Source organism: Chryseobacterium sp. HMWF035 (assembly GCF_003094695.1).
In the GTDB taxonomy this organism is placed as follows: Bacteria; Bacteroidota; Bacteroidia; order Flavobacteriales; family Weeksellaceae; genus Chryseobacterium; species Chryseobacterium gambrini.
The window spans coordinates 30,997-55,600 of the sequence record NZ_QEHP01000019.1 but is presented as its reverse complement, the minus strand read 5'-3'; the positions used below and the strand labels follow the sequence as shown (position 1 = coordinate 55,600).

Sequence of the window (24,604 nt, the reverse complement as noted above, 5' to 3'; positions counted from 1 at the left end):
AATTTAATATATTCGTTATCAATACGATAAAATTAATGTTTGATATCTGATGTCTGAATAGGGGTATGTTTGTGTCTGAACAGAACAGCAAATAAAAGAGCTAAAACCAACGCATAGGCTGCGAAAGAAAGCCAGATATTATGCCAGTCTTTTACCATTACAATAGAAGATAACGTTCCGTCCGGATTTACCGCAGAATTGAAACTCTTTTGCAGAATTCCTAAAAAAGTCTGGTTGTCCGGTGTTGTTTCAAGATAATTTGCCAGTGAAGAAGCTGTAGTAAATTTGTGGGTGAAGAATTTATCAATCGCCCAGCCTGCTGCATAACTTCCGAAAACCGCTCCGAAACCGTTCGTCATCATCATGAATAATCCCTGAGCCGAAGAACGGATCTTTTTATCGGTAGTGGTTTCCACAAAAAGCGATCCCGAAATATTGAAGAAATCGAAAGCCATCCCGTAAACTACGCATGAAAGAATGATTAAACTTAAGCCAAATCCTTCCGGAATACCATAAGCAAAGAAACCGAATCTTAAAACCCACGCAAACATTGAAATCAACATTACTTTTTTAATTCCGTATCGTTTTAAAAAGAAGGGAATCGCCAAAATGAACAGGGTTTCGGAAACCTGAGAAATGGACATAATAATGGTAGATCTTTTCACTACGAAAGAGTCTGCGTATTTCGGAAAATGTTCAAATTCGCTCAGGAATACGTCTCCGTAAGCATTGGTAAGCTGTAAAGCCGCTCCTAACAACATGGAGAACAGGAAAAACAAGGCTGTCTTGTAATCTTTGAACAGTTTAAAGGCATTTAGACCTAATTGTTCAGATAACGGAGCATCTTTGTCTATTAATTTCTGCGGAGGACATTTTGGTAATGTTAAAGCATAAATTCCTAAGAAAATGGCTACAGCTCCGGCAATGTAAAATTGTCCTTCGGTAGCTTTGTTCCCCGTAAGATTGGTAATCCACATGGCTACAATAAAACCGATGGTTCCCCAAACACGGATTGGCGGAAAGTCTTTCACAACATCCAGCTCACTGTTTTTAAGAATGGTATAAGATATTGAATTGGCTAACGCAATAGTGGGCATGTAAAAACACATCGCCACAAGCATTACCGTGAAGAAAGAACCGGGATCCGCCGAATGAGGCAGAATGAAAAGCACGATACCGTATAAAATATGTAACACTGAAAAAATCCTTTCTGCGTTCACCCAACGGTCGGCAATGATTCCGGTGATGGTCGGCATAAAAATGGAAGCAATTCCCATGGTTCCGAAAACAGCACCAAACTGCGCTCCGTCCCAATGTTTTGTACCGAACCAAAAATTAGCCATCGTAATCAGCCAAGCTCCCCAAACGAAGAACTGCAGAAAACTCAAGACGGTCAGTCGTAATTTTAAATTCATAATTAGTATAAATAATCTCTTTTAGTCAATTTTTTTCTTCCTCCTCCTGATTTCTTCCTGAATTTCAAGAGCAGTGTCATAATCTTCTTCTTTTACCGCTTCATCCAGCAATTTCTGTAATTCTTCCATTGAAATAGATTTCAGGTTATCTTCTACCTGAACCGTTTCAGAAAACGGCTGCTCTTCTTTGGAAACATCTTCCAGTTCCAGAAGAATTCCTGCTTCGTTCAGCACTTGTTGGGTGGTAAAAATAGGTGCATCAAATCGCACCGCCATGGCTACCGCATCGGAAGTTCTTGCATCTAAGATAAGCTCTTCTTCCGTAGCTTTATTTTTAAAGTTGATATTTGAGAAGAAAACGCCGTCTACAATCTGATAGATGATAACGGATACAAGTTCGTAATTTGCCGAAACGATAAATTTTGTAAATAAATCGTGTGTAAGAGGGCGAGGCGGGTGAATGTCTTTCTCAAGCCCCAAAGAAATGGATTGTGCCTCGAAATTCCCTATAACAACAGGTAATTTTATATGTGTTTCCTCATGTTCCAATAATAGTGCGTACGCCCCGGATTGTGTCTGGCTGTACGATATCCCGCGAATAATTAACTGTTTATAATCCATAGCTACAAATATAGATTAATTTTTCAAAGTTTTTTTTACTTTTTAGACAAAAATAAAAGCCCGAAATGGGCTTTTATATGCGAATTTATTGATTGGTGAATTGTGAATTTATTTTATAAGTCAATTTTGCGTTGCCGGTGAATTTTTAGTTTAAATAATAACTAAAACTGACAGACGAAGCAGGCTGATCATTCACAATTAACCTCTCTTAGCCTTTAATTGCTTTAATTTTCTCTGTTAATGCAGGGATAATTTGGAAAGCGTCTCCTACCACTCCATAATCCGCAGATTTGAAGAACGGAGCTTCAGGATCGCTGTTGATAGCCACGATTGTTTTAGAAGAGTTCACTCCCGCCAAATGCTGAATTGCTCCGGAAATACCGATTGCAATATAAAGATTGGGAGAGATTGCTTTACCGGTCTGTCCTACGTGTTCTGTATGAGGTCTCCATCCGATATCTGAAACAGGTTTTGAACAAGCTGTAGCAGCTCCTAAAACATTTGCCAGATCTTCTACCATTCCCCAGTTTTCAGGACCTTTTAACCCTCTTCCTGCAGAAACTACGATCTCTGCTTCTTTAAGGTCTAATTTTCCTGAGCTTTGCTCGTGAGAGATTACTTTGGTATCTTCATTGGCAACAGATAAATTTTTAACTTCTTCTGAACCTGAAACTGCATTTTCCTTCACTCCAAAAGCGTTTTGAGAAACCGTTACAATAACTCCGTTTCCTTCTGCTTTTGCATGCATGAAGCCTTTTCCTGAGAAAGCTCTTCTTTTCACCTGAAACGGAGAAAGGCTTTCAGGAGCTTCCAATACATTTGTGATTAAAGAATGTCCGTTCATTACTGCCAACATCGGGGCAATTGAAGAAGCATCTGTTGTGTGAGGGAAAACGATGATGTTTCCGTTTGCCACTTCACTTACCGCCTGAGCGTAAGCTTTAGCTGAGAAACTTTTAAGACCTTCGTCTTTAATGTTGATTACGTTTGATGCTCCATATTTATACAATAGATCTGAAGAATCTGTAGGGTTTACAGAGATCGCCGTTACGGTATCTCCAGCCTGATCTGCAACAGCTTTAGCATAAGAAACTGCTTCAAAAGCTGCTTTTTTGTAAACTCCGTTTATATTTTCTGCGTATACGAATACTGCCATTTTAAATTTGTTTAAGGTTTAATGTTCAAGATTCAAGGTTGCAAATTGTATTTTATGTTAATGAAATACTTTTGAGTATTTAAAACCTCAATTTTATCCTGAATCTTTTTACTTTTTACTTGGTTCTTATTAAATTACTTTTGCTTCTTCGTGAAGTAATCTTACCAATTCATCCAAATTATCCGGAGAAACCAGTTTTACAGCTGCTCTTGGCGGAACGCTGTCATAAGAAACTCCCTGAACTTTCACCTCAGAAGAAGTAGATTCAACTACCTGCAAAGGTTTTGTTCTTGCAGACATAATTCCTCTCATGTTCGGAATAATTAAGTCTTTTTCGTCTACCAATCCTTTCTGACCCGCGATTACAGCCGGTAATTTTACAGAAATGGTTTCTTTACCTCCTTCAATTTCTCTTACTGCAGTAGCTTCGCTTCCGTTTACTTCTAAACCTACAGAAGCATTTACGAAAGGCTGGTTCAATAACTGAGCGACCATTCCCGGAACAGAACCTCCGTTGTAATCGATCGATTCTTTACCGCAAAGGATTAAATCGTATCCGCCGTTTTGTGCAACTGCTGCAATTTCTTTAGCTGTAGAGAAACTGTCTTTAGGATCAAGATTTACTCTTACGGCATCGTTTGCCCCGATTGCCAAAGCTTTTCTTACGACAGGCTCTGTAGAAACATCTCCTACGTTGATTACCGTTACTGTTGCCCCCTGAGATTCCTGTAATTTTATTGCTTTTGTTAACGCAAATTCGTCAAGAGGATTAATTACCCACTGAATTCCGTTTTTGTCGAATGCAGATTTATCCGCTGTAAAGTTAATTTTGGAAGTAGTATCCGGAACACTACTTATACAAACTAATATTTTCATATGTTGTTCTTATTGTTTTAATGGTCAGATGAAACTTTTCGGTTCCATGTGTACTATTTTTTATGCTTCAATAAAATTTAAAGAAACTTTAAATTTCAGTTAAATTATGTTTCGCTAATATAAATAAAAAATATATTATGCATGCATAGTACTTATTATTTTACTATTCAATGCATTAAAGTCATTATTTAGCGGGTTTTGTCGCCCGAAATTCGATCTTACTCGGTAAAACTCTCGGGTTCATTTTTAAAATATCCAAAACCAGATTCCCCATATCTTCGGGCTGGATCTTCCATGCGTCTTTTTCCGAAGGAATATTTCCGTTGAAATGCGTGGCTACAGAACCCGGCATAATTACCGTAGATTTGATATTGTATTTTCTTAAATCGATCATTGCAGCCTGTGTGAAACCTACTACGCCAAATTTTGAGGCATTGTAGCCCGTTCCGTTTTCAAAGAAATTGGCTCCCGCCAAGCTTGAAACCGTGATGTAATATCCTTCTGTCTTTTTCAGCTCTTCCACAGAAGCTTTTAATGTATAGAAAACACCTGTTAAATTAGTTTCAATCATGTCCTTCCACTCTTCAGCAGAAAGTTCATCCACAGGCTTAAAAATTCCCAAACCGGCATTTGCAATCACAAAATCGAGTCTGCCAAATTTCTCTTTTGCCTGTTGTACCGCTTTTTCTTCGTTTTCAAGAACTTTTACATCCGATACAATTCCCAGAACGTTTTCAGAAATCTGCTTTAAATCCTGTTCAGCTTTTTCCACATCTTCTTTTTTTCTTCCCGAAAATGCAACCGAAACTCCGTTTTCAAGCAAAATTTTGGCAATTCCGAAACCGATGCCTTTGGTTCCACCTGTGATGTATGCTACTTTATTATCGATCATAATTATTGCAAATTTAAGTTCTTAAAAATAACAAAAATGCTTTAAATAAAGTAATTTTTATTGCCTAACATTTGTCAGTTTACTGGTTCAAATAAAAAAGCGCTCCGAATCGAAGCGCTTTCAAAATAATATAGAATTAATTTATTTTTTGATGAATTTCTGAGAGATTTTATTTCCTTTGGATTCAATGCTGATGATGTATGATCCGGAATTGAGATGTTTTACATTTATTTTATCTCCTTCCACTTTTACCTCAACTTTTTTACCTGCAATGTCAAAAACTTCGATATTGCTGAATTTGTCTGCCGATTTGATGGATATGTAATCTGTTGTAGGGTTTGGATATACAGATATGCTTTTTTCACTTAAAGCAACATCATTGGTTGATAATGTAGGTCTGTCAATAGAAAAAGTATCGATTCCTATAAGATCCGAATTACTTCCGCTTGGTCCTCCGTCTGTAACGTAATATCTAAAGGCAAATCTTACCGGAACAGGATTTGCTCCTACTCCCGTAACTGTAAAGCTGTATTTCGTCCATGTTTTAGGATAAACAAAACCTGATGCCAGATTTGGATTCACAGATACTCCTAAGTTGGTAAAAGATCCGACAGCGGAAGCTCCTGTTGTAGGAAGAACCGCACCGGCTGCCAATGCATATCTCAGCTCCAGACGATCGGGATAATCTACCGTTCCATCTGTCCCCTTCCTGGAATAAAAGCTCACGATATCTCCATCTTTTACGTCTATCGCATTTGTAAATAACCAGTTGCTGATTGTTCCCGCTCCTGATGTGCTTGTGTAATTTACCAATGCAAAAGAATTGCTGCCTCCTGCCTGTCCTACAGGAACAGTAGTGGTATTGCCGCTCCCGAACAGAGGATTTGTAAGAGGGGTCGCATAGGTTGCTTTTGTCCAGACCGAAGTGGTTACCGGACTGCTTTGATTAGAGGTTGTCCAATTTGTGAAAGCGGTATCAAAACCATAGCTGTAAACGTTGGTCTGCGCATTCATCGAGACCAGGCTCAGAATTGAGCCGAGTAGTAGAAGTTTTTTCATATCATTAAAATTTAGTCTTATAAATATATTAATAATATTTTAAAAACAAAACAATTATATTTAAAATATGATGCTAATACCACATTTTTAAGTAATATTTTAACTAAAAAGGCTGCATTATCAAAAATGCAGCCTTTAATGATATAAATGATTTCTTTCCTATTCTTTGATCAGTTTTTTAGTAACCACACCCTCATCTGTTTTAATTCCCAATACATAATTTCCAGTTGCCAAGCCGGAAATATTTACTTTATTACCCGTTAAAGGAAGATCGATCCTTTTTCCGGAAAGATCATAAACGTATACTGAAAGTATTTTATTTTTACCTTCAATCGTTACGATATCTTTTGCAGGATTTGGATAGATGACAATATCTTCTTTTGCTTTAGAAACTTCTTCTCTAGTTGCAAGGATTGTATTGTTAGAATAAGATAGATTAAAATTATCAATTGCCCAGTTATAAGCTACAGAATTTCCTGATGCATTAATATTATAAGTACGGTACTGCCCTACATCCAAAGCCGGAATTAGCGCATATCCTGAAGGAGGAGAAGAGAAAGTGTAACTTTCCTGTGGAGTATACCAATTCATTACTCCCGTGGTCATATTATATGCCATTCCTACATTAACCCATGTGTTTGCAGGATAGGTTGCTCCTAAAGTTTTGATACCAAAGAAACCTCTTGTTCCGGCATTGGTTAATGTGCCTCCTGCTGTCATGGTTTTTGTGGCCACGTTGTAAATAAGACTTACAATTACTCCCGGAGTTGTTGCGTCATCAAAAAGAGTTATGTATACTGAACCTGTACCGTTCGCAGATCCTGTATAAAAATTGCATGTCGCTTTGATAATATCATTTCCTGCTGTAGCATTAACTCCTACCAGCTTAACCACAGAATGGTTGTTGGGATCGCTTGTCGCTACATATCCTGAACCCGCTGTAATTTTTAATGAATTTGCATGAGCAGCATCAATAGTAGCAATCTGGTAATCTGAAGCAACACCGTTTAACAGATAATAGCCTCCCTGTCCCGCAGAAGCTCCTGTAAAGTTTGTCCCGACATTTCCTGGCGTTAAGCTGTTAAAATTCTGGCTGTCAATAACCTGTCCGTAAATACTGCCTATGGAAAGTATTCCGGAAATAAAAAGTAGAATTTTTTTCATTAGATTTCAATTAATTTATTAGCATGTTAAATATATAAAAAAATCCCTTAGAAAAAAATCTAAGGGACTCATTTATTGATTGTTAAAATTTACTTGGAATAATTCTCGAAAAATAACGGAATACTTTCAATTCCTTTATAAAAATTGAATAATCCGTAATGTTCGTTTGGAGAATGGATGGCATCAGAATCTAATCCGAAGCCCATTAAAACAGATTTTGCTCCTAAAACCTGCTCAAACATAGCTGTAATCGGGATACTGCCTCCTCCTCTGTATGGAAGTACTTCTTTTCCGAAAGCAGATTCCATTGCCTGTTTTGCCGCCAAAAATTCTTTGGTATCGGTTGGTAAAACATAAGGCATTCCTCCATGATGCGGCGTTACTTTTACTTTTACATTTTGAGGAGCAATTTTTTCAAAATATTTTGTGAATTTTTCGGTGATTTCTTCCGGAGTCTGATAAGGAACCAGACGCATTGAGATCTTGGCAAAAGCTTTTGAAGGAATTACTGTTTTTGCTCCTTCTCCGGTATAACCTCCCCAGATTCCGTTGCAATCTAACGTTGGACGGATAGATGTTCTTTCCAAAGTGGTATATCCTTTTTCTCCTTCCACACCGTTTAATCCGATAGATTTTTTGAATTCTTCAGGATTATCTTTCAGCTTGTTCATATCTGCTCTGTCTGAATCTGAAACGGTTTCCACATTATCATAGAATCCATCGATGGTAATATGTCCGTCTTCATCGATCAGATTCGCAATCATTCTAGACAGTACGTGGATCGGGTTTGGAACCGCACCTCCGTAAAGCCCTGAATGCAGGTCTCTGTTCGGACCTTCCACTTCTACTTCTACATAGCTTAATCCTCTTAAACCTGTTGTTACCGTAGGCTGTTCGTTGCTGTAAATATGGGTATCTGAGATTAAAATGCAGTCACAAGAAAGTTTTTCTTTGTTTTCATTCACCCAGTCTCCTAAACTTACAGAACCTACTTCTTCTTCTCCTTCTAAAATAAATTTAACATTGCAAGGAAGCGTATTGGTCTTCATCATCGCTTCAAAAGCTTTCAGATGCATGAAAAACTGTCCTTTATCGTCTGCTGAACCTCTTGCAAAGATGGCTCCTTCAGGATGAAGTTCTGTTTTTTCGATATACGGTTCGAATGGTGGCTTTGTCCATAGTTCCAACGGATCTGCAGGCTGAACATCATAATGTCCATATACTAAAACCGTCGGTAAATCTGTATTTAAAATTTTTTCTCCGTAAACGATAGGATATCCTTTGGTCTGGCAAACTTCCACGTTATCTGCTCCTGCATTTTTAAGGTGTTCTGCCACGACTTCCGCACATTTCAAAACATCGTTTTTATACGCAGGATCTGCAGAAATGGAAGGAATTCTCAATAATTCAAATAATTCATCCACGAAACGCTGTTTGTTTTCGCTGATGTAATTTAATGTCTCTTGCATTGTAAAATATTATTTTGCTAAAAGTAAAAAATTTGCTTCTCAGGAACAAACAAAAACGTATAATTTTCCTCAGGTCTGAAGTGTGCTGTCGAAAAATCTTAATCTGAATGGTATTTTATTCCTGAAATTAAATCACAGACTTCAGTTTAGCCGTGATTGCAGCATTTGTCTGAGCTCATTTTCTGGGTTTCGGCGCGGCTTCGCCGCGCCGAAACCCAGAAAATAGCGAGTGCGGAAAGCGCGAAACAGCTCCTAAAAAAATCTCCCACATTGCTGCGGGAGATTTTATATTGTACTTTTAATTAGTGTTCAGCTTTTGGAGCTTCTTTAGCTTCGGCAGGTTTTGCAGTTGCTGTACTGTCTGTTTTTGGCGCTTCGGCTTCGTGCTTTTCTGCAGTTGCCTCTTCTGTATGCATTGTGGCAGCTTCATGACCATGACCTTCACCTTGAGGATCATCTGAATATCTTTCTGCTCCTTCTTCAAGTTTCAAGGTATTTTTGTTCCCTCCGGCCTGAATTTTCTTACAGCTTACAGCAACAGTAGCAAGAGCTAAACATATAACTAATTTTTTCATATGTAAAATTTATTTTTTTAAGATCATTAGAATCATTTTGTCTGGATAAGCAAAAGACGATTCTTATTTTAATTTTTAATTGCCCAAAATTAAGGATTCCTATTTTTTTCGGCAACATTTTTATACTGATTTTAGTATAATTTTTCCTTTTTTGGATTGTGTAAAAATAAGATAGCTTTCCCCACCATCCTTCAGGCTGTATTTCTTTTTAATTTCTTCCGGTTTTAAAGGGTAATTTTTGGAAATAATATTGAACTGACTTTTCTTTACAATCTGCTTAGCCTCAATAATTTCCATTTCCAAAATCCTTCCGGGAAAATCATTTATCTTTTGATTTGACGTGTAAAGATGTGTATTCGGATGTAATTTTTTTAATTTGAATTTTTCTGAGATTACATTAAAAACTCCGGCTTTTAAAACCGAGTTATTGGGAATGTAGATGTATTTTTCAGGTTCACCAAATTCTGCTGCTGCACTTTCTTCACTGCCAAAATCAAAGCTGAATTCTGCTTCATGACTTTCGAGGTTTACACAACGACAGATGATTTTGTCTGAATTTTGGTTTGACAGAAATACAACGACTTCTTTAACATCGTTTTTTAAGGCGATAATATCAATCCTGAAAAGGTTGGGTAAAACAGAAACCAGATATTTGAGATCAATTAAGGGCGAGAGTTTTATCACGACCTTATTGGAGATAGAAAGTAGTTTTTCCTGAATTTCAATAATATCAGGCGAAAGATCTTCGAGTAAAAAAACTTTATTTTTATTGTGGTCTCTTCGCGCAGGATCGAGATAGATTACATCGAAAGTTTCTGTATTTTCATTTAAAAAATCTTCGAGGTTCTGGTTGACAAACTTTGCTTTTCTTCCTAAAATGTTCCAATTGTGTTCAACAATTTCCAAAAGTTCCGGATTTTGTTCCACCAAAGTTATTTCTTCGAAACTTTCTGATAAATAATAGGCATCAATTCCAAAGCCGCTGGTTAAATCGATAAACTTTTTACCTTTTAAGATCTCAGATTTATACAATGCTGTTTTTTCGGAGGAAGACTGTTCTAAATTCAGTTGTGGTGGAAAAATAATTCCTTCTTTAAGCAGAAACGGAAATTTCTTCTGTGCAACCTGCTTTCCTTTGATCTGCTGAACAATTTCCTGTATGGAAACTTCCGGAAACGGGGATCTTTTTAATAATAAAGAATGCAAATCTGCGTTTAGATTTGCATTGATAAATTTCTGAATTTCCTGATATAAAATTTCTTTTTTCAAAGTTTTTTATCTTTTATAAAAAATGTAATCCGTTAAAATAGGAGTAATTCCGCTTTGTTTCAATAACGAATTGATTTGTCCTCTGTGATAAGTGGAATGATTAATTGCCTGAAAAAGCATTTCGAAAACTGTGTTTTCAAACTTTTTTCCTCTTGAATTCTGATATTCTATTTTTTGATCAGGATCAAATTTTTCAACAATTTCAAGGCTTTTATTAAAATTTTGCTGATTGATATCCTCCAGCTCTTCAAAAGGATTAATTTGCCAGACTTCAAATGAATTTTCTCCTAAAATCCGGGAATTCCAGATTTGCTGGGCATTTAAAGTATGATTCATCAGACTGATGGTCTTTTCGTCAACTTTTTCAAGATTTTCAGCAATAGCTTTTATCATTTCTTTGTTGAAATGATACGTATATTTGAATAAATCAACAAGTTTTTCTTTCATATTAAGTTACAAATCAGATTCTTTTTTGAACAGCATTGTATCTGGTGATAATGGATCTATCTTTTCAGGATTTTTTTGCTCAGTGTCCATATAAAATAGAATTTCATCTTTTTTAGTAAACTCAATAAGTCCTTTATTAAATTCTCCACTAATAAGTTCATCCCCATTTTTAAAATAAGCAATTAAAGTAATTTTAAATGGTTTTTTAGAGAAATCTACTTCATATTTTATCTGACCAACCTTTCCTTTAAAATCACCTTCAGGAATAATAAAATTTTTCCCGTCAATATTATCACTTCCGAAGTTAAATGATATGAATCCATCTGGATAAAACGTCACAAAACCTTTTTCACCCTGATCCACTCCCATCCATTTTCCATATAAATCTTTTTCGACTTGTGAAAAACATAACCCGAAAAGCATCAAAAAGAAAATTAATAAACTTTTTTTCATGATATTTTCAAGAATTACTCAAACATTTCAGCCCAACGAACGGGTTTAATTTCTTCTTCGTTATATAATTCCTCAGCAGGCTTTTTAACATCCAGTTTTGGATATAAATTAACGCCGATCAGCTTTATTTTTCCTTCTTCTACCCACTTCTGTTCTTCCAGGGCGTGCTGATAGATTTGTTTCTGAATGATTCCTTTTTTCATAAGCTCAAGGTAACCACCTCCTTCTTCAATTTCAATAAAATAAGCCCAGGATTTTTCTGCGATCTGAAGCGTAATATCTTCTACAAAATAACTTCCGTTAGAAGCGTCTTCAAACACATTAATGATACTTTCATAAGCAAGAACAATTTGCTGCTTGAAAGAAATTTCTTCTGAATTTTCAGTGCTTTTTTCTACCAGATAATTATTGCTGAAAACGGCATCTGCTCCGCCGATCATGGCTGCTGCAAGTTCTAAAGTAGAACGGATCAGGTTGTTTTCATTATCGGAAACCGCTTTATTTCTCAGGGAAGTTTCTGCAAAAATGTATGGAATTTCGTCCAGATCGTATTCTTTTGACAATTGATTGAAAACTATTTTAAAGGCTCTCAGTTTTGCCATTTCGAAGAAGTAGTTTCCACCAACTGCTATTCTGAAGATGAGTTTGTTTACAATTTCAGAACCGTAGATTTCTACAAGTTCTTTGGTTTTTGCCAAAGCAATTCCCAATTGCTGAACAATAGAGGCTCCAGCGTTCTGATGAAGGGAAATATCTACACAAATATGTCTTCTGAACTGTTTTGCGAGTAATTCTTTGACCAACTGGTCATTAATTACAGCTTGTTTTTCATCAAAAACATCAATTAGTGAAAAGTACTGATCCTGTTCTTCGGGACTGATGTGTCCTGCCAACTCTTCATTGTTTATGAAAATTGTTTTCTGCTCGAGATTTTCTACATTTTGGTCTAAAATAAATGCAAAAACGTCTTCTTCTAAACTTTCATGATATTTTGCTACCAAATGGGTGCTTTCTTCAATTTTCGGCAGATTTACCAATGGGTTCTGCACAGCGTCGTAGAAAGGTTTTACCACAATTCCTTCCAGATTTTCTTTGGTAAGGACTGGATAAATATCGTCTGTTTTAAGCTGTTTTTTTACTAAATTTTCCCAGGCTGTATTTGACATAGTTTTTGTATGAATTTGTGAATGGTCAATAGTCAATCCGCTTTTATTCATCAATTTTTACTTGATTATAATCCTAACGCAAAGATTTTTCAATGATGATAAATGACGAACAATCATTTTTTAAAATTTACTTGCGAAGCAAAATTCATTATTGACAATTCATTAAAAAAAAATTATTTTTTCGCGTTTGCGCTGTCAACTACCAGAATAAAAATTTCTTCATCCGGCTTTTTCATGAAGTAGTTTTCTCTTGCGTATTTTTCTTTTTCAGATTTGTTGTTCATCAGCTTTTTATAAAACGCATCGTTCTTTTCGTATTCGGTTTTATAGTATTGAAGCTGTTCTTCGTATTTGCTGATTTCGCCGTTCAGTTCATTGATGACAAGAAAGGAAGTTTTATCAAAGAAAATCATCCATACCAGAAACAGACAGATTGTAATGGTATATTTATTCAAAAAATATTTCTGAATAAGTTTGAATGTTTCAGACTTGGGCTGAATGTCTTTAATAAGCTTATTATCTTTCATTTCTAGTGTTTTCTCAACGAGTTTTTAATAACGGTGGTTAAAAAATCTATCGCAACGGAATTCTGTCTCATATTCGGGATGATAAGATCCGCTTCATTTTTGGAAGGTTCAATAAATTCCTGATGCATCGGCTTCAGAGTCGTCTGATAACGGTGTAATACTTCGTTAAGATCTCTTCCTCTTTCCTGTGTATCTCTTCTGATCCTCCTGATAAGTCTTTCATCCGAATCTGCGTGTACAAAAACTTTCAGATCAAATTCCTTCAATAATTCCTTGTTGGTAAGAACGAGAATTCCTTCTACTACCAATACATTTTTAGGTTCTACGGTAACGTGATCTCCTGTTCTTCCATGCGTTACAAAGCTGTAAATCGGCTGCTCGATTGATTCGTTATTTTTTAAAGCTTTTACATGTTTTATCAGAAGGTCAAAATCGATGGATTTGGGATGGTCATAATTCAAGGCTTCTCTTTCTGCCAATGTAAGATTATGATTATCATGATAATAGTTATCCTGTGAAAGGATGTTCATTCCTTCGATGTCAAGCTGCTGAATGATCTTATCAACAACCGTAGTTTTGCCGGAGCCTGTACCTCCTGCAATTCCTATTACAAGCATTATTTTTGTTTCTTTATAGTTTTTACAAATATACTATTTTACTTGAATGCAAATAAAATAATGAAAGATGAATTTTAATCAAAAAAAATCCAATGCAAAACATCGGATTTTATATTCTTTACGGAAATTCTATTTTTTGATGAACTTTGTTGAGACTTCCAAGCCTTTTATTCTCAAAAGATAGTCTCCAATCTGTAAATGTGAAACATTGATTGTATTTTTTCCTTTGCCAATCGTAGTTTCCATTACTTTTCTGCCTTCCATATTATAGATTTCTGCCTTCTCTTCTTTATTGATTTTCATTGAAACCGTTAAAATATCTGAAACAGGATTCGGATATATGGCAATACTATTCTTTTTCTCTGCTTCATCTACTGCCAAAAGGCATGTATAAGCCGGCAAAACATACCCTGCAGCGTTAAATTCCTGCGTCATCTGAGCAATATCCGCACAGGTGAATCCAAAGGTTCCCAGCATATCGATTGCAGCCTGTCTTACGGCAATTGCAGCACTTTGCTGGTTCGTACTTGAACTGGTCATGCTTATTCCTTCCAGAAATGCTCTGTCTGTCTTTGCTTTCCCTATTTTATCATAGATTCTCATAAGAGCGGATGCCCAAATCTGCCCTCTTGTATGAATGGCTCCGGAACCGGGATATAATACGGTGTAATTGGTAATTCTTCCTGACCAATATTCGTTATGCCCGTCCCAGCTGAACATCCAGTTGTACGCAGCGGAAGATGAAGGCCACTGATTGAGACTTCTGCTGTAGGATTGCGCCCAATAGTCTCCACAGCCTTCGCTTAATCCCTGAACCTGAGATAAGCTTCCATTCGTAAGCCAGTCGTGAATGCCGTGTCCCAATTCGTGCAAAACAACATCTGCATCTTCAGCATCGTCTACTCCACCTTCTCCAAAAACAAGCTGTCCGTTGCTGTAATAAGAATTATCATCTCCATCTAAACCATGGGGATCAAACCATAAAATTCCTGCGTTTGTTAAGGGTTTACAATCAATATTCAATGTCTGGTTAATATAACGCAGGCTATTATCAATATGCCAGTAAGCATTGACCGCTTCAAATCCCTGATCGTTTCTGTTAAATAAAAACTGATTGGTTGACTGTGTAAAAAGTCCCGTCGATGGCGTTTCGAGATCTTTTATTTCTGCATAAGAACCTTTTAACTTGTAAACTCCCGCTGTTAAATCCAATTCAGGGATTGTAACTAAAGTTCTGGCAGCATCTAAACTTGCATTTGTTGCGTCGTTATTATCTACATATTGTCCTGCATAGGCAACCTGCATTTTAGAAAGCGGATCCGGATTGAAAATATAACCAGTTCCGGAAACCAAAACTTTTTTAGCTTTGGTATTCTTTTTATTGGATTTCTTTTCAGGATTTTTTTCTTTTTCTTTATAGTAATATGCCACATCTTTCACACTTATGACTTCTCCAGTCTGTGCATCTATAATTGTTTCCCAGCTTCCCGGATTTTCGAAAGAACTCGTGAGAACACGATAGACTAATTTCGTATCTCCGGAATCTGTAAGGTATACATAAAGTTTTGTCTCTTCATGGGTAATTCTTCCTTTCGTATGGGAAGCCTGATGAGCCTTTGCAAGTGCATCTGACGAGGCAAAAGACGGAATAACATTAATTTCTTTAATATCTTTTTTAAAACTTTCTGCAGAAGTATAGGATATTCCTCCGTTTTTATTGAAATGAACAACAAGTTCGGACTGAAAAACCGGAATTTCTTTCATCAGCTGTTGAAAACGCAATGTTTCTCCTGAACTGCTTTTCCTTACAAAGTTTAATTTAAACTGGCTGAAATTCTGAACTCCAAGATTGCTTGAATTTTCCGTAATCCACTTTCTGGCGGATGATTCCAAAGATGATTCCTGACCCATTAACGCTGAACAAGATAAAATGCAGCCAAGAACCAATGAATTAATTTTTAGTTTCATGTAATGTTTTTATAATTTGATTGAGCAATATAACAAATATTCACAAAAACATGAATAAATTCTTAAAAAAATATTAAAAAAATTAAAATTAGATATAAAAAAAGCTCCGACAATAGTCAGAGCTGATAATTTTTATACGATTTCGCTTGTTAATTCCCTTGAAAGCAGTTTTTCATGCATAGGTTTCAAAAGATCCATTGAGCCTGTTTTTACCGTGCATTTCCCTTTAAAATGAACAAGAATTGTACATTGCTCGGCTTGCTCTAGGGTGTGTTTGCAAATCTCGATCAGACAATCAATAACATAATCAAATGTATGAACGTCATCGTTATGCAAAACCAATTTATAGACTTCATCGGTCTCATCCAATACGAGAACTTCTTCTTCGTACTGACGTTTCGGATCTTCGTAATCTTTTATACTGTTATAAAAAATCATGTTTAAATTGTTTACAATAGATTAAACTTCTCCTATTTTTTCGGCAAGATCACTAATGCTGTTGGGTTCTTCATATACCAACTCTACAAGCTCTACACTTTTATTGTTCATTTTAAGAATCTTGAAATGATAATTTTCCAGATCAAATTCCTGATTTTCTTCCGGAATATCTTCTAAAGCATGAAGAATAAAACCTGCGAGTGTATTGTACTCACTCTCTTCAGAAAGCGGTAATTTTTTAGGAATAAATTCATTAATTTCATCCAAAGGCTGTGTTGCCTGAACCCAATAGGTATTCTCCCCGATTTTATCTACAATTTTCTCTTCATCATCTTCTTCATCCTGAATTTCTCCTACCAATTCCTCTAAAATATCTTCAAGGGTAATAATTCCTTCTGTTCCTCCGAATTCATCGATAACAATCGCCAAATGCTGTTTTTTCTGCTGGAAAATTTTCAATAGGTCTGAAATCTTTTTACTTCCCACCACGAAAAATGCGTCACGCATCAATTCTTTCAGATCATCATGATTCAATTCTCCTTTTCTTTTAACGAATTCTCTGATGATTTCTTTTGTATACAGGATACCAATTACATTATCAATAGAATCTACATACACCGGAATACGGGAATAACCGCTATCCATGATCGTGTTAATAATTTCATTGACATCTTCCTTAAAATCTATCGATGTAATATTCTGACGCGGAACCATGATCTGTTTTGCAGAATGATCTGTAAAATCAAATGCATTTTTAATGATCTCATAATTTTCCTCTTCAATTTCTCCGCTGTCGGCGCTTTGTTTTACCAAAAGCTGAAGCTCTTCCGTAGAGTGAATCTCATGTTCTGAAGCCGGATGAATTTTTACCAGTCTTAAAAATGTATTAGACATTAAATTCATCAACCAGATAAAAGGCTTGAAAACCGTATAAAAAACTCTTAACGGAATTGCAGTCGCCATTGTAGTAGATTCTGATTTTCTGATGGCAATGGATTTCGGAATAAGCTCTCCGAAAACAATGTGCATGATCGTAATGAGCACAAAACTTGTAATTACTGAAATTGAAGTGATGGTTGCCTGACTAAGATCAATACTAAGAGAATGGAAAATATTTTCTACAATATGGTGCAATGCGCTTTCTCCTACCCAACCTAAAGCCAGAGAAGCCAACGTAATACCAAGCTGTGTAGCCGAAAGATATTCATCAAGATGCTTGATGATATGCTCTGCCTGCTTTGCCATGGAGTTCCCCTCTGCGGCTTTTATCTGAATTTGGGAATAACGAACTTTAACAATTGAAAATTCTGCGGCTACAAAAAAGCCATTAAGTAAAACAAGTAATAAGGCCAGCAAAAGCCTGACTATGTCCGAGTCCATTTAGAAATTATATAAATTTAGTTCTACAAATATATACAAAATAAAAATAACAAAAAAAGCATCGTGATTTACGATGCTTTAATATTGTGTTAAAATAATTCTTTACGAATTTTTCAAGGCTTCTGCTCCGGAAACGATCTCTAAGATTTCGTTTGTAATGGCAGCCTGTCTTGCTTTGTTGTAGAAGATGACCAAATCGTTCTTCAAAGCCTGCGCGTTGTCTGTTGCTTTGTGCATCGCCGTCATTCTCGCTCCGTGTTCAGAAGCTACTGAATCCAGGATTGCTTTGAAAACCTGAGTTTTGATTGACTTAGGAATAAGGTTATCTAAGATTTCTTCTCTGTTTGGCTCAAAGATATAATCTGTTTCTACCTGAGATTCTGTATTTTCAGGCATTGAGATCGGAAGAAGCTGTTCTGTAGTTACTTCCTGAGTCGCTGCATTAACGAATTTATTATAAATTAAATAAACTTCATCAAATTTACCTTCTTTGAAGCTGCCCATTACTGCTTCTGCAATGTGAGCTACCGCATCGAAGTTCAGGTTATCATACACAGCACTTTCGTTTGCATACACCGTACGCGTTCTTCTTACAGCATCAAAAGCTTTTTTACCAACAGAAAGAACATCCACCTCGTATTGAGATTTGTTTTGAAACTGTGCATTCAGTTCCTTAACGATGGAAGAGTTAAAAGCTCCGGCAAGACCTCTGTTTGAAGTAATAGCGATGAAAAGTATTCTTTTTACTTCTCTTTTCTGAGCGTAAACAGAAATCTGATCAGGATCTGAACTGGAATTTACATTCTGGATAAGTTCCTGTAATTTCTCAGAATAAGGTCTTAACATTACGATTGCATCCTGTGCTTTTTTAAGTTTCGCAGCGGAAACCATTTTCATAGCACGGGTAATTTGCATCGTAGATGAAATTGACGTAATTCTGCCTCGTATTTCTTTTAAGTTTGCCATATTGGGTTAGTTGTTGGTTGTCGGTTGTTGGTTGCTAGTTTTAGAAAATTCTGTCAACTATCAACCAAAAACCATCAACTAATTTTTAGTTATATTTAGCAGCTAGATCGTTAGCAGCCTGCTTAAGAACACTTGTAATTGAATCATCAATTTTTCCAGCTTTAATGGCAGCCATTGTATCCGGATGCTTAGATCTTAGGAATTCGATGTATTCTATCTGGAATTCTTTTACTTTTCTGATAGGAACGTTTCTCAATAAGTTCTCTGTTCCTGCATAGATCATTGCAACCTGACTGTCTACCGGAAGTGGAGAGTTTACCGGCTGCTTAAGGATTTCCACGTTTCTTTCTCCTTTAGAGATTACCGCTAATGTAGCAGCATCAAGGTCTGAACCGAACTTAGCAAACGCTTCTAATTCTTTATACTGAGCCTGGTCTAATTTAAGCGTACCAGAAACTTTTTTCATTGATTTGATCTGAGCGTTACCTCCTACTCTGGATACAGAGATACCTACGTTAATCGCAGGACGAACCCCAGAGTTGAATAGATCAGACTCCAAGAAAATCTGTCCGTCTGTAATAGAGATTACGTTTGTAGGAATATACGCAGAAACGTCACCCGCCTGAGTTTCAATAATTGGAAGTGCCGTTAATGAACCTCCTCCTTTTACGATTGGTCTTAAAGACTCTGGTAAATCGTTCATCTGTCTTGCGATATTGTCATCCGCAATTACTTTCGCAGCTCTTTCCAATAATCTTGAGTGAAGATAGAAAACGTCTCCAGGATATGCCTCACGACCCGGTGGTCTTCTTAAAAGTAGAGAAAGCTCACGGTAAGCAACTGCCTGTTTGGATAAATCATCATAAACGATCAAAGCCGGTCTTCCGGTGTCTCTGAAGAACTCACCGATCGCCGCTCCTGCCATTGCAGAATATACCTGCATAGGAACCGGATCTGATGCGTTAGCCGCAACGATTACCGTATATGCTAAAGCTCCTTTATCCGAAAGTGTTTTAACGATTTGTGCTACAGTAGACGCTTTCTGTCCGATAGCAACATATATACAATATACAGGGTTACCTGCATCAAAGAATTCTTTTTGGTTGATGATCGTATCGATTGCAACAGTAGTTTTACCTGTCTGTCTGTCACCGATGATAAGCTCTCTCTGTCCTCTTCCTACAGGGATCATAGAGTCGATTGCAACGATACCTGACTGTAAAGGTTCAGTTACCGGCTGTCTGTAAATAACTCCGGGAGCTTTTCTTTCCAATGGCATTTCGTATAAATCCCCAGTAATAGGACCTTTACCATCGATAGGGTTACCAAGAGTATCTACTACTCTTCCTAACATACCTTCTCCTACTTTAATAGAAGAGATTCTGTTTGTTCTTCTTACTGTATCTCCTTCTTTTACTAATTTACTTTCACCAAGTAGCGCAACACCTACGTTGTCTTCTTCAAGGTTTAGTACAATACCTTCTACATCACTAGAAAATTTCACCAACTCTCCGTATTGTACGTTTTCTAACCCGTATACACGAGCAATACCATCACCGATGGTTAAAACTGTACCTACTTCCTCAACGTTTGATTGAGTATCGAAGTTGGCCAATTGCTGTTTTAAGATCGCAGATACTTCTGCCGGATTTATTTCTGCCATTGTATGGTTGTTTTTTTCTTAATTTAAATGAAAATCTTTTTTAATACTGTTAAGTTTAGACTTCACAGAAGCATCGATCTGCTGGTCTCCAACTCTTAAAATGTAACCTCCTAAAATTTCAGGTTTTACGTTAATCTGCAAATCAAAATTTGCATTGGTATTAACAAGATTGGAATTTCTTAAAATCTGATCTAGGTTTTCTTTGGAAAGCTGAGTTGCCGAGGTAACAGTTACTCTCTGTACTCCACTAATATCTTCAACTTTGTTAATAAATTCCTGAGCAATATTTTTCAACTGGTTTTCACGACCGTGTCTGATTACCAAAGTAATCAAGTTCTGTGAAGAAGCTGACAAACCTTTGAAAATCTCTTTTGCTACTTCTATTTTCTTTTTAGAATCGATGTATGGGGTAAGGAAGAATTTCTTTAAGTCCTGAGACTCATTCATCAACTTTACTACATCTTTCATTTCAGAAAATACAGTAGCCGTTTGACCTGACTCATTTGTAAAATCAAGTAAACCTTGTGCGTATCTTTTAGCTACTTTAGATGTAAGCATTCTTAGTTAAGGTTTGATTTGTTTAAATAATTCTGAACTAATTCGTTTTGAGCTTCGCTGTTGTCTAATTTCTGTTTCAGGATAGATTCTGCGATGTTTACAGATAAAGTACCAATCTGAGTTTTGATATCTGCCATTGCAGCATTTTTCTCAGCATTGATGGTTTGCTTAGCTGCTTCAATCATTTTATCTCCTTCTACTTTAGCAACATCTTTAGCTTCACCTACGATTTTATCTCTGATTTCTCTTGCTTCTTTAAGGATGGCATCTCTTTCGATTTTAGCCTCACGAATAATTCTTTCGTTATCCTCTTTTAAAGTTTCCATCTCTTTTCTTGCCAAAGTAGCCTGATTAAGAGCGTCAACAATAGAAGTTTCTCTATCATTAATAGATTTTAAAATAGGTTTCCAAGCGAATTTACCTAACAAGAATAACAATGCCAGAAAGATAACAGACTGGATAATAAATAATCCTGATGAAAACTGATGAATTAATTCCATTATATAAATGTATAAATAATTATTACTTTTTTTCTTAAATAACCACTATCTGTAACCAACCGTTACGGATAGTGGTTTAGTTTTAATTAGTTTACCGCGAATAGAGCAGCAAACGCAACACCTTCTACAAGTGCAGCTGCAATAAGCATAGCTGTTTGGATTTTTCCAGATTGTTCAGGTTGTCTAGCGATAGCTTCAAGAGCAGCAGCTCCGATTTTACCAAGACCGATACCTACACCTAGTACTACGATACCAGCACCTACAATTTTAGGGATTTCCATAATATATAATTTTAAAAATTTGTTTCTGATAATTAATTTAAACTTTCAAATTAGTGAGCAGCATGGTGTTCATGCTCATGCTCCTGTACTGCCATTCCAATGAACAAAGCAGATAACATTGTAAAAATATAAGCCTGTAAGAATGCAACCAACACTTCTAACAAATAAATTACTAATGTTAAGAAAGGGAATGCAACTCCTGCCACTACGTTTTTAAATACATAGATTAATCCGATCAAACTCATTACTACAATGTGTCCAGCAGTCATGTTGGCAAAAAGTCGGATCATTAAAGCGAAAGGCTTCGTAATTGTTCCTAACAGTTCGATAGGCAACATGATTAATTTCATTGGAACCGGAACTCCAGGCATCCAGAAGATATGTTTCCAATAATCTTTATTAGCAGAGAATGTCGTAATCAAGTAAGTAAGGATAGCCAAGAAGAATGTCATAGTAATATTTCCTGTAACATTAATTCCGAATGGCATTAATCCTAATACGTTCAAAAATAAAATAAAAAAGAATACAGTTAAAAGATAACCAATAAATCTTTTATACTTGTGTCCGATGTTTGGTATAGCAATTTCATCTCTTACAAAAATCACCAACGGCTCTAAAAATCTCGCAACACCTGTAGGAACAGCAGATTTTTTATAAGACTTAGCCATTCCAGTGAATAATAACATTATGAAGATTGCTGTTAATAAAATAATAAGTACACTTTTAGTAATTGATAAATCTAAAACTTTCTCTGATGTTACGTGACCTTCAGCATCTTCTGCTAAATTCCCCTGCGCATCAGTCTTATAAATTTTTTCGTGGTGCAATTTATAGAAAGATCCATCAACCTCTGTAGTTTCTCCATGCATGAATCCTTCTTTAGCATTACTCATGAAAGCATGAAAACCGTTATCGTAAAAAATAACCGGAAGAGGAAAACCAATGTGATGACCTTCTTTATCCACCATCAATGTAAAATCATGAGCATCCAATAAGTGATGATCGATATACTCCTTGTTTTCTTTACTTACTTTATCTTTCTCAGAAAGCTCTGTAGTAGCAGAACCTGCTTCAGCAGTAGCTTCACCATGCTGTGCAGATACTAAGTTTAATACAAAAATACTGTAGAATAAAACTGCGAATTTCTTAAACATTGATAGGTTTTTTTCGTTGTGCAAAAATATAATAATTTTTCTAGTTTCAATAAATATTTTTACTGTTTTTTGTCATAATTGATGAGCTTAATGGCATAGTACGTAAGCAGTGTTGTCAGGACAAAATACGGCAATATAAAATGAAATTTATACCCAGGAATAACTTCAAAGTTCAGTTTTTTTCTAATTAAATACATTAATCCGAACTTCAAAAGAATTAATCCGATCACAGATAACCCTAAAAACTCTGGTGCCACTCTGTTTATTAAAACAATTAGTGTAATCATCATCATAAACATTACGCTCAAAAAAAGATAAAACTTAACAATTATGATTTCATCAAGATGGAAAACAAATTTCCATAATGAGAAATGAATCAAAAATGTTAAAAAAAACAATATCGTAACCAGAATATTGGGATTAGCTTTCATTCTAAATTTAATTTTCACCTAACAGTTATTAGGTTAATTTTAACTGAACACAAAAATAGACTTTTTCTATCGGATTTTATCATAATTTGACTTTTATCATATCTTAAAATTTATTCCTTATATATAATTACGTGTAAGACCATTTTATATCCTAAAAATTTCCTTATTTTTGCAAACCTATAATTTACAATACATATGTTTAATAGTTTACAGGATAAATTAGACAAAGCGCTGCATAATATTTCAGGACGTGGAAAAATCACGGAAATCAACGTTGCGGAAACCGTAAAAGAAATTCGTAGAGCATTGGTGGATGCCGATGTTAATTATAAAGTTGCAAAAGATCTTACCAAAAGAGTTCAGGATAAAGCTTTAGGACAGGACGTTCTTACATCGCTTACTCCGGGACAGCTGATGACGAAAATCGTTCACGATGAGCTGGTAGATCTGATGGGTGGTTCTCAGGAAGGTATTAATCTTTCAGGAAAGCCTTCTGTAATTCTTATTGCAGGACTTCAGGGTTCGGGTAAAACTACTTTCTCCGGAAAACTGGCGAATTATTTAAAAACAAAAAGAAATAAAAAACCTCTTTTGGTTGCGTGTGACGTTTATCGTCCGGCTGCGATCGATCAGCTTAAAGTTTTAGGCGGACAGATCGGGGTTCCGGTTTTCACGGAAGAAGGTTCTACAAATCCTTCCACAATTGCTGAAAACGCGATCAATTTTGCAAAATCAAACGGTCATGATGTTGTAATTGTGGATACTGCAGGTCGTTTGGCGATTGATGAGCAGATGATGAACGAAATTAAATCGGTTCATTATTTTATCAAGCCGAACGAAACGTTATTTGTTGTTGACTCAATGACCGGTCAGGATGCGGTAAATACGGCTAAAGCATTTAACGATGCTTTGAATTTTGACGGAGTTGTTTTAACCAAATTAGACGGTGATACTCGTGGTGGAGCTGCTTTAACGATCCGTTCTGTTGTTGAAAAGCCGATTAAATTTATTTCTACAGGAGAGAAAATGGAAGCTTTAGATCTTTTCTACCCGGAAAGAATGGCAGACAGAATCTTAGGAATGGGAGATGTTGTTTCCTTGGTAGAAAGAGCTCAGGAACAGTTTGATGAAGAGGAAGCGAAAAAACTTCACAAGAAAATCGCTAAAAACGAATTTGGTTTTGATGATTTCTTAAAGCAAATCAACCAGATTAAAAAGATGGGTAATATGAAGGATTTGATGGGAATGATTCCGGGCGTTGGAAAGGCGATCAAAGATGTTGAGATCAGCGATGATGCATTCAAGCATATCGAAGCGATCATCTACTCTATGACTCCTGAAGAAAGAAGAAAACCTTCCATCATCAACACGCAGAGAAAAAACAGAATTGCAAAAGGTGCAGGAAGAAAAATTGAGGATGTTAACCAATTGATGAAGCAATTCGATCAGATGGGTAAAATGATGAAAATGATGCAGGGTCCTCAAGGAAAGCAGATGATGCAGATGATGAGCAAAATGCCAAATATGCCTGGAATGGGCGGAATGTTCGGCAAATAAAA

Annotated in this window: 26 protein-coding genes; 1 reads left to right on the top strand and 25 read right to left on the bottom strand. The window is 36.1% G+C overall.

Going from position 1 to position 24,604, the window contains the following annotated elements; all coding sequences use genetic code 11:
* Positions 1-32: 32 nt before the first annotated feature.
* The 25 genes from DD829_RS03635 to DD829_RS23340 all read right to left on the bottom strand — a co-directional run bounded on the left by DD829_RS03635 (position 33) and on the right by DD829_RS23340 (position 22,901).
* On the bottom strand, positions 33-1,415 hold the full coding sequence (locus DD829_RS03635) for a nucleoside permease (RefSeq protein WP_108408610.1): 1,383 nt from the start codon (positions 1,413-1,415) through the stop codon (positions 33-35).
* 21 nt (positions 1,416-1,436) lie between these two features.
* The gene (locus DD829_RS03630; RefSeq protein ID WP_076390080.1) at positions 1,437-2,036 is read right to left on the bottom strand and encodes a bifunctional nuclease family protein; all 600 of its coding nucleotides are present in this window, start codon (positions 2,034-2,036) and stop codon (positions 1,437-1,439) included.
* A gap of 208 nt (positions 2,037-2,244) precedes the next feature.
* Entirely contained in the window at positions 2,245-3,192 is a 948-nt protein-coding gene (locus DD829_RS03625) for an electron transfer flavoprotein subunit alpha/FixB family protein (protein ID WP_076390079.1), read from the bottom strand.
* 129 nt (positions 3,193-3,321) lie between these two features.
* The gene (locus DD829_RS03620; RefSeq protein ID WP_076390078.1) at positions 3,322-4,068 is read right to left on the bottom strand and encodes an electron transfer flavoprotein subunit beta/FixA family protein; all 747 of its coding nucleotides are present in this window, start codon (positions 4,066-4,068) and stop codon (positions 3,322-3,324) included.
* A 184-nt stretch (positions 4,069-4,252) separates the two neighbouring features.
* Positions 4,253-4,960, bottom strand: coding sequence for an SDR family oxidoreductase (locus DD829_RS03615; RefSeq protein WP_108410335.1), 708 nt, complete (start codon positions 4,958-4,960; stop codon positions 4,253-4,255).
* A gap of 141 nt (positions 4,961-5,101) precedes the next feature.
* Entirely contained in the window at positions 5,102-6,019 is a 918-nt protein-coding gene (locus DD829_RS03610) for a T9SS-dependent choice-of-anchor J family protein (RefSeq protein WP_116547530.1), read from the bottom strand.
* 159 nt (positions 6,020-6,178) lie between these two features.
* Complete coding sequence (locus DD829_RS03605; RefSeq protein ID WP_108410652.1) at positions 6,179-7,183, bottom strand: T9SS type A sorting domain-containing protein; 1,005 nt, start codon at positions 7,181-7,183, stop codon at positions 6,179-6,181.
* An 89-nt stretch (positions 7,184-7,272) separates the two neighbouring features.
* Positions 7,273-8,652, bottom strand: coding sequence for a dipeptidase (locus DD829_RS03600; RefSeq protein ID WP_116547529.1), 1,380 nt, complete (start codon positions 8,650-8,652; stop codon positions 7,273-7,275).
* A 302-nt stretch (positions 8,653-8,954) separates the two neighbouring features.
* Complete coding sequence (locus tag DD829_RS03595; protein ID WP_108410379.1) at positions 8,955-9,227, bottom strand: hypothetical protein; 273 nt, start codon at positions 9,225-9,227, stop codon at positions 8,955-8,957.
* A gap of 120 nt (positions 9,228-9,347) precedes the next feature.
* Positions 9,348-10,496 carry a THUMP-like domain-containing protein gene (locus DD829_RS03590; protein WP_108410380.1) on the bottom strand — a complete coding sequence of 383 codons (1,149 nt, stop codon included), beginning with the start codon at positions 10,494-10,496 and terminating at the stop codon, positions 9,348-9,350.
* Between the two features lie 6 nt (positions 10,497-10,502).
* Positions 10,503-10,943, bottom strand: coding sequence for a DinB family protein (locus DD829_RS03585; RefSeq protein ID WP_116547528.1), 441 nt, complete (start codon positions 10,941-10,943; stop codon positions 10,503-10,505).
* A gap of 6 nt (positions 10,944-10,949) precedes the next feature.
* Positions 10,950-11,396 (bottom strand): hypothetical protein, encoded by a 447-nt coding sequence (locus tag DD829_RS03580; protein ID WP_108411484.1) that lies wholly within the window; start codon positions 11,394-11,396, stop codon positions 10,950-10,952.
* A gap of 14 nt (positions 11,397-11,410) precedes the next feature.
* Entirely contained in the window at positions 11,411-12,562 is a 1,152-nt protein-coding gene (locus tag DD829_RS03575) for a methylmalonyl-CoA mutase family protein (protein ID WP_108411485.1), read from the bottom strand.
* A 173-nt stretch (positions 12,563-12,735) separates the two neighbouring features.
* A complete protein-coding gene (locus DD829_RS03570; protein ID WP_087710363.1) occupies positions 12,736-13,089 on the bottom strand; it encodes an FtsB family cell division protein in 354 nt (117 codons plus the stop codon).
* Between the two features lie 2 nt (positions 13,090-13,091).
* Positions 13,092-13,706, bottom strand: coding sequence for a uridine kinase (gene udk, locus DD829_RS03565; protein ID WP_076390068.1), 615 nt, complete (start codon positions 13,704-13,706; stop codon positions 13,092-13,094).
* Between the two features lie 129 nt (positions 13,707-13,835).
* Positions 13,836-15,674 carry a T9SS type A sorting domain-containing protein gene (locus DD829_RS03560; protein ID WP_116547527.1) on the bottom strand — a complete coding sequence of 613 codons (1,839 nt, stop codon included), beginning with the start codon at positions 15,672-15,674 and terminating at the stop codon, positions 13,836-13,838.
* Between the two features lie 132 nt (positions 15,675-15,806).
* Positions 15,807-16,112, bottom strand: a complete 306-nt coding sequence (locus tag DD829_RS03555; protein ID WP_087710365.1) for an ATP-dependent Clp protease adaptor ClpS — start codon at positions 16,110-16,112, stop codon at positions 15,807-15,809.
* A gap of 21 nt (positions 16,113-16,133) precedes the next feature.
* Positions 16,134-17,492: a hemolysin family protein gene (locus tag DD829_RS03550; RefSeq protein WP_076390065.1), complete on the bottom strand. Its 1,359-nt coding sequence runs from the start codon at positions 17,490-17,492 to the stop codon at positions 16,134-16,136.
* 102 nt (positions 17,493-17,594) lie between these two features.
* Positions 17,595-18,458, bottom strand: a complete 864-nt coding sequence (gene atpG, locus DD829_RS03545; protein ID WP_108409972.1) for an ATP synthase F1 subunit gamma — start codon at positions 18,456-18,458, stop codon at positions 17,595-17,597.
* 85 nt (positions 18,459-18,543) lie between these two features.
* Positions 18,544-20,121: a F0F1 ATP synthase subunit alpha gene (gene atpA, locus DD829_RS03540; RefSeq protein ID WP_076390063.1), complete on the bottom strand. Its 1,578-nt coding sequence runs from the start codon at positions 20,119-20,121 to the stop codon at positions 18,544-18,546.
* 18 nt (positions 20,122-20,139) lie between these two features.
* Positions 20,140-20,679: an ATP synthase F1 subunit delta gene (gene atpH, locus DD829_RS03535; protein WP_076390062.1), complete on the bottom strand. Its 540-nt coding sequence runs from the start codon at positions 20,677-20,679 to the stop codon at positions 20,140-20,142.
* A gap of 2 nt (positions 20,680-20,681) precedes the next feature.
* The gene (locus DD829_RS03530; RefSeq protein ID WP_108409973.1) at positions 20,682-21,179 is read right to left on the bottom strand and encodes a F0F1 ATP synthase subunit B; all 498 of its coding nucleotides are present in this window, start codon (positions 21,177-21,179) and stop codon (positions 20,682-20,684) included.
* 86 nt (positions 21,180-21,265) lie between these two features.
* Complete coding sequence (gene atpE / locus DD829_RS03525) at positions 21,266-21,460, bottom strand: ATP synthase F0 subunit C (RefSeq protein WP_002979108.1); 195 nt, start codon at positions 21,458-21,460, stop codon at positions 21,266-21,268.
* A gap of 50 nt (positions 21,461-21,510) precedes the next feature.
* Positions 21,511-22,614, bottom strand: a complete 1,104-nt coding sequence (gene atpB, locus DD829_RS03520) for a F0F1 ATP synthase subunit A (protein ID WP_108409974.1) — start codon at positions 22,612-22,614, stop codon at positions 21,511-21,513.
* Positions 22,615-22,673: 59 nt separating this feature from the next.
* Positions 22,674-22,901 carry a hypothetical protein gene (locus tag DD829_RS23340; RefSeq protein ID WP_123906796.1) on the bottom strand — a complete coding sequence of 76 codons (228 nt, stop codon included), beginning with the start codon at positions 22,899-22,901 and terminating at the stop codon, positions 22,674-22,676.
* 339 nt (positions 22,902-23,240) lie between these two features.
* Here DD829_RS23340 and ffh point away from each other — a divergent pair, with 339 nt between their 5' ends.
* On the top strand, positions 23,241-24,602 hold the full coding sequence (gene ffh, locus DD829_RS03510; protein ID WP_100375478.1) for a signal recognition particle protein: 1,362 nt from the start codon (positions 23,241-23,243) through the stop codon (positions 24,600-24,602).
* Positions 24,603-24,604: the final 2 nt, after the last annotated feature.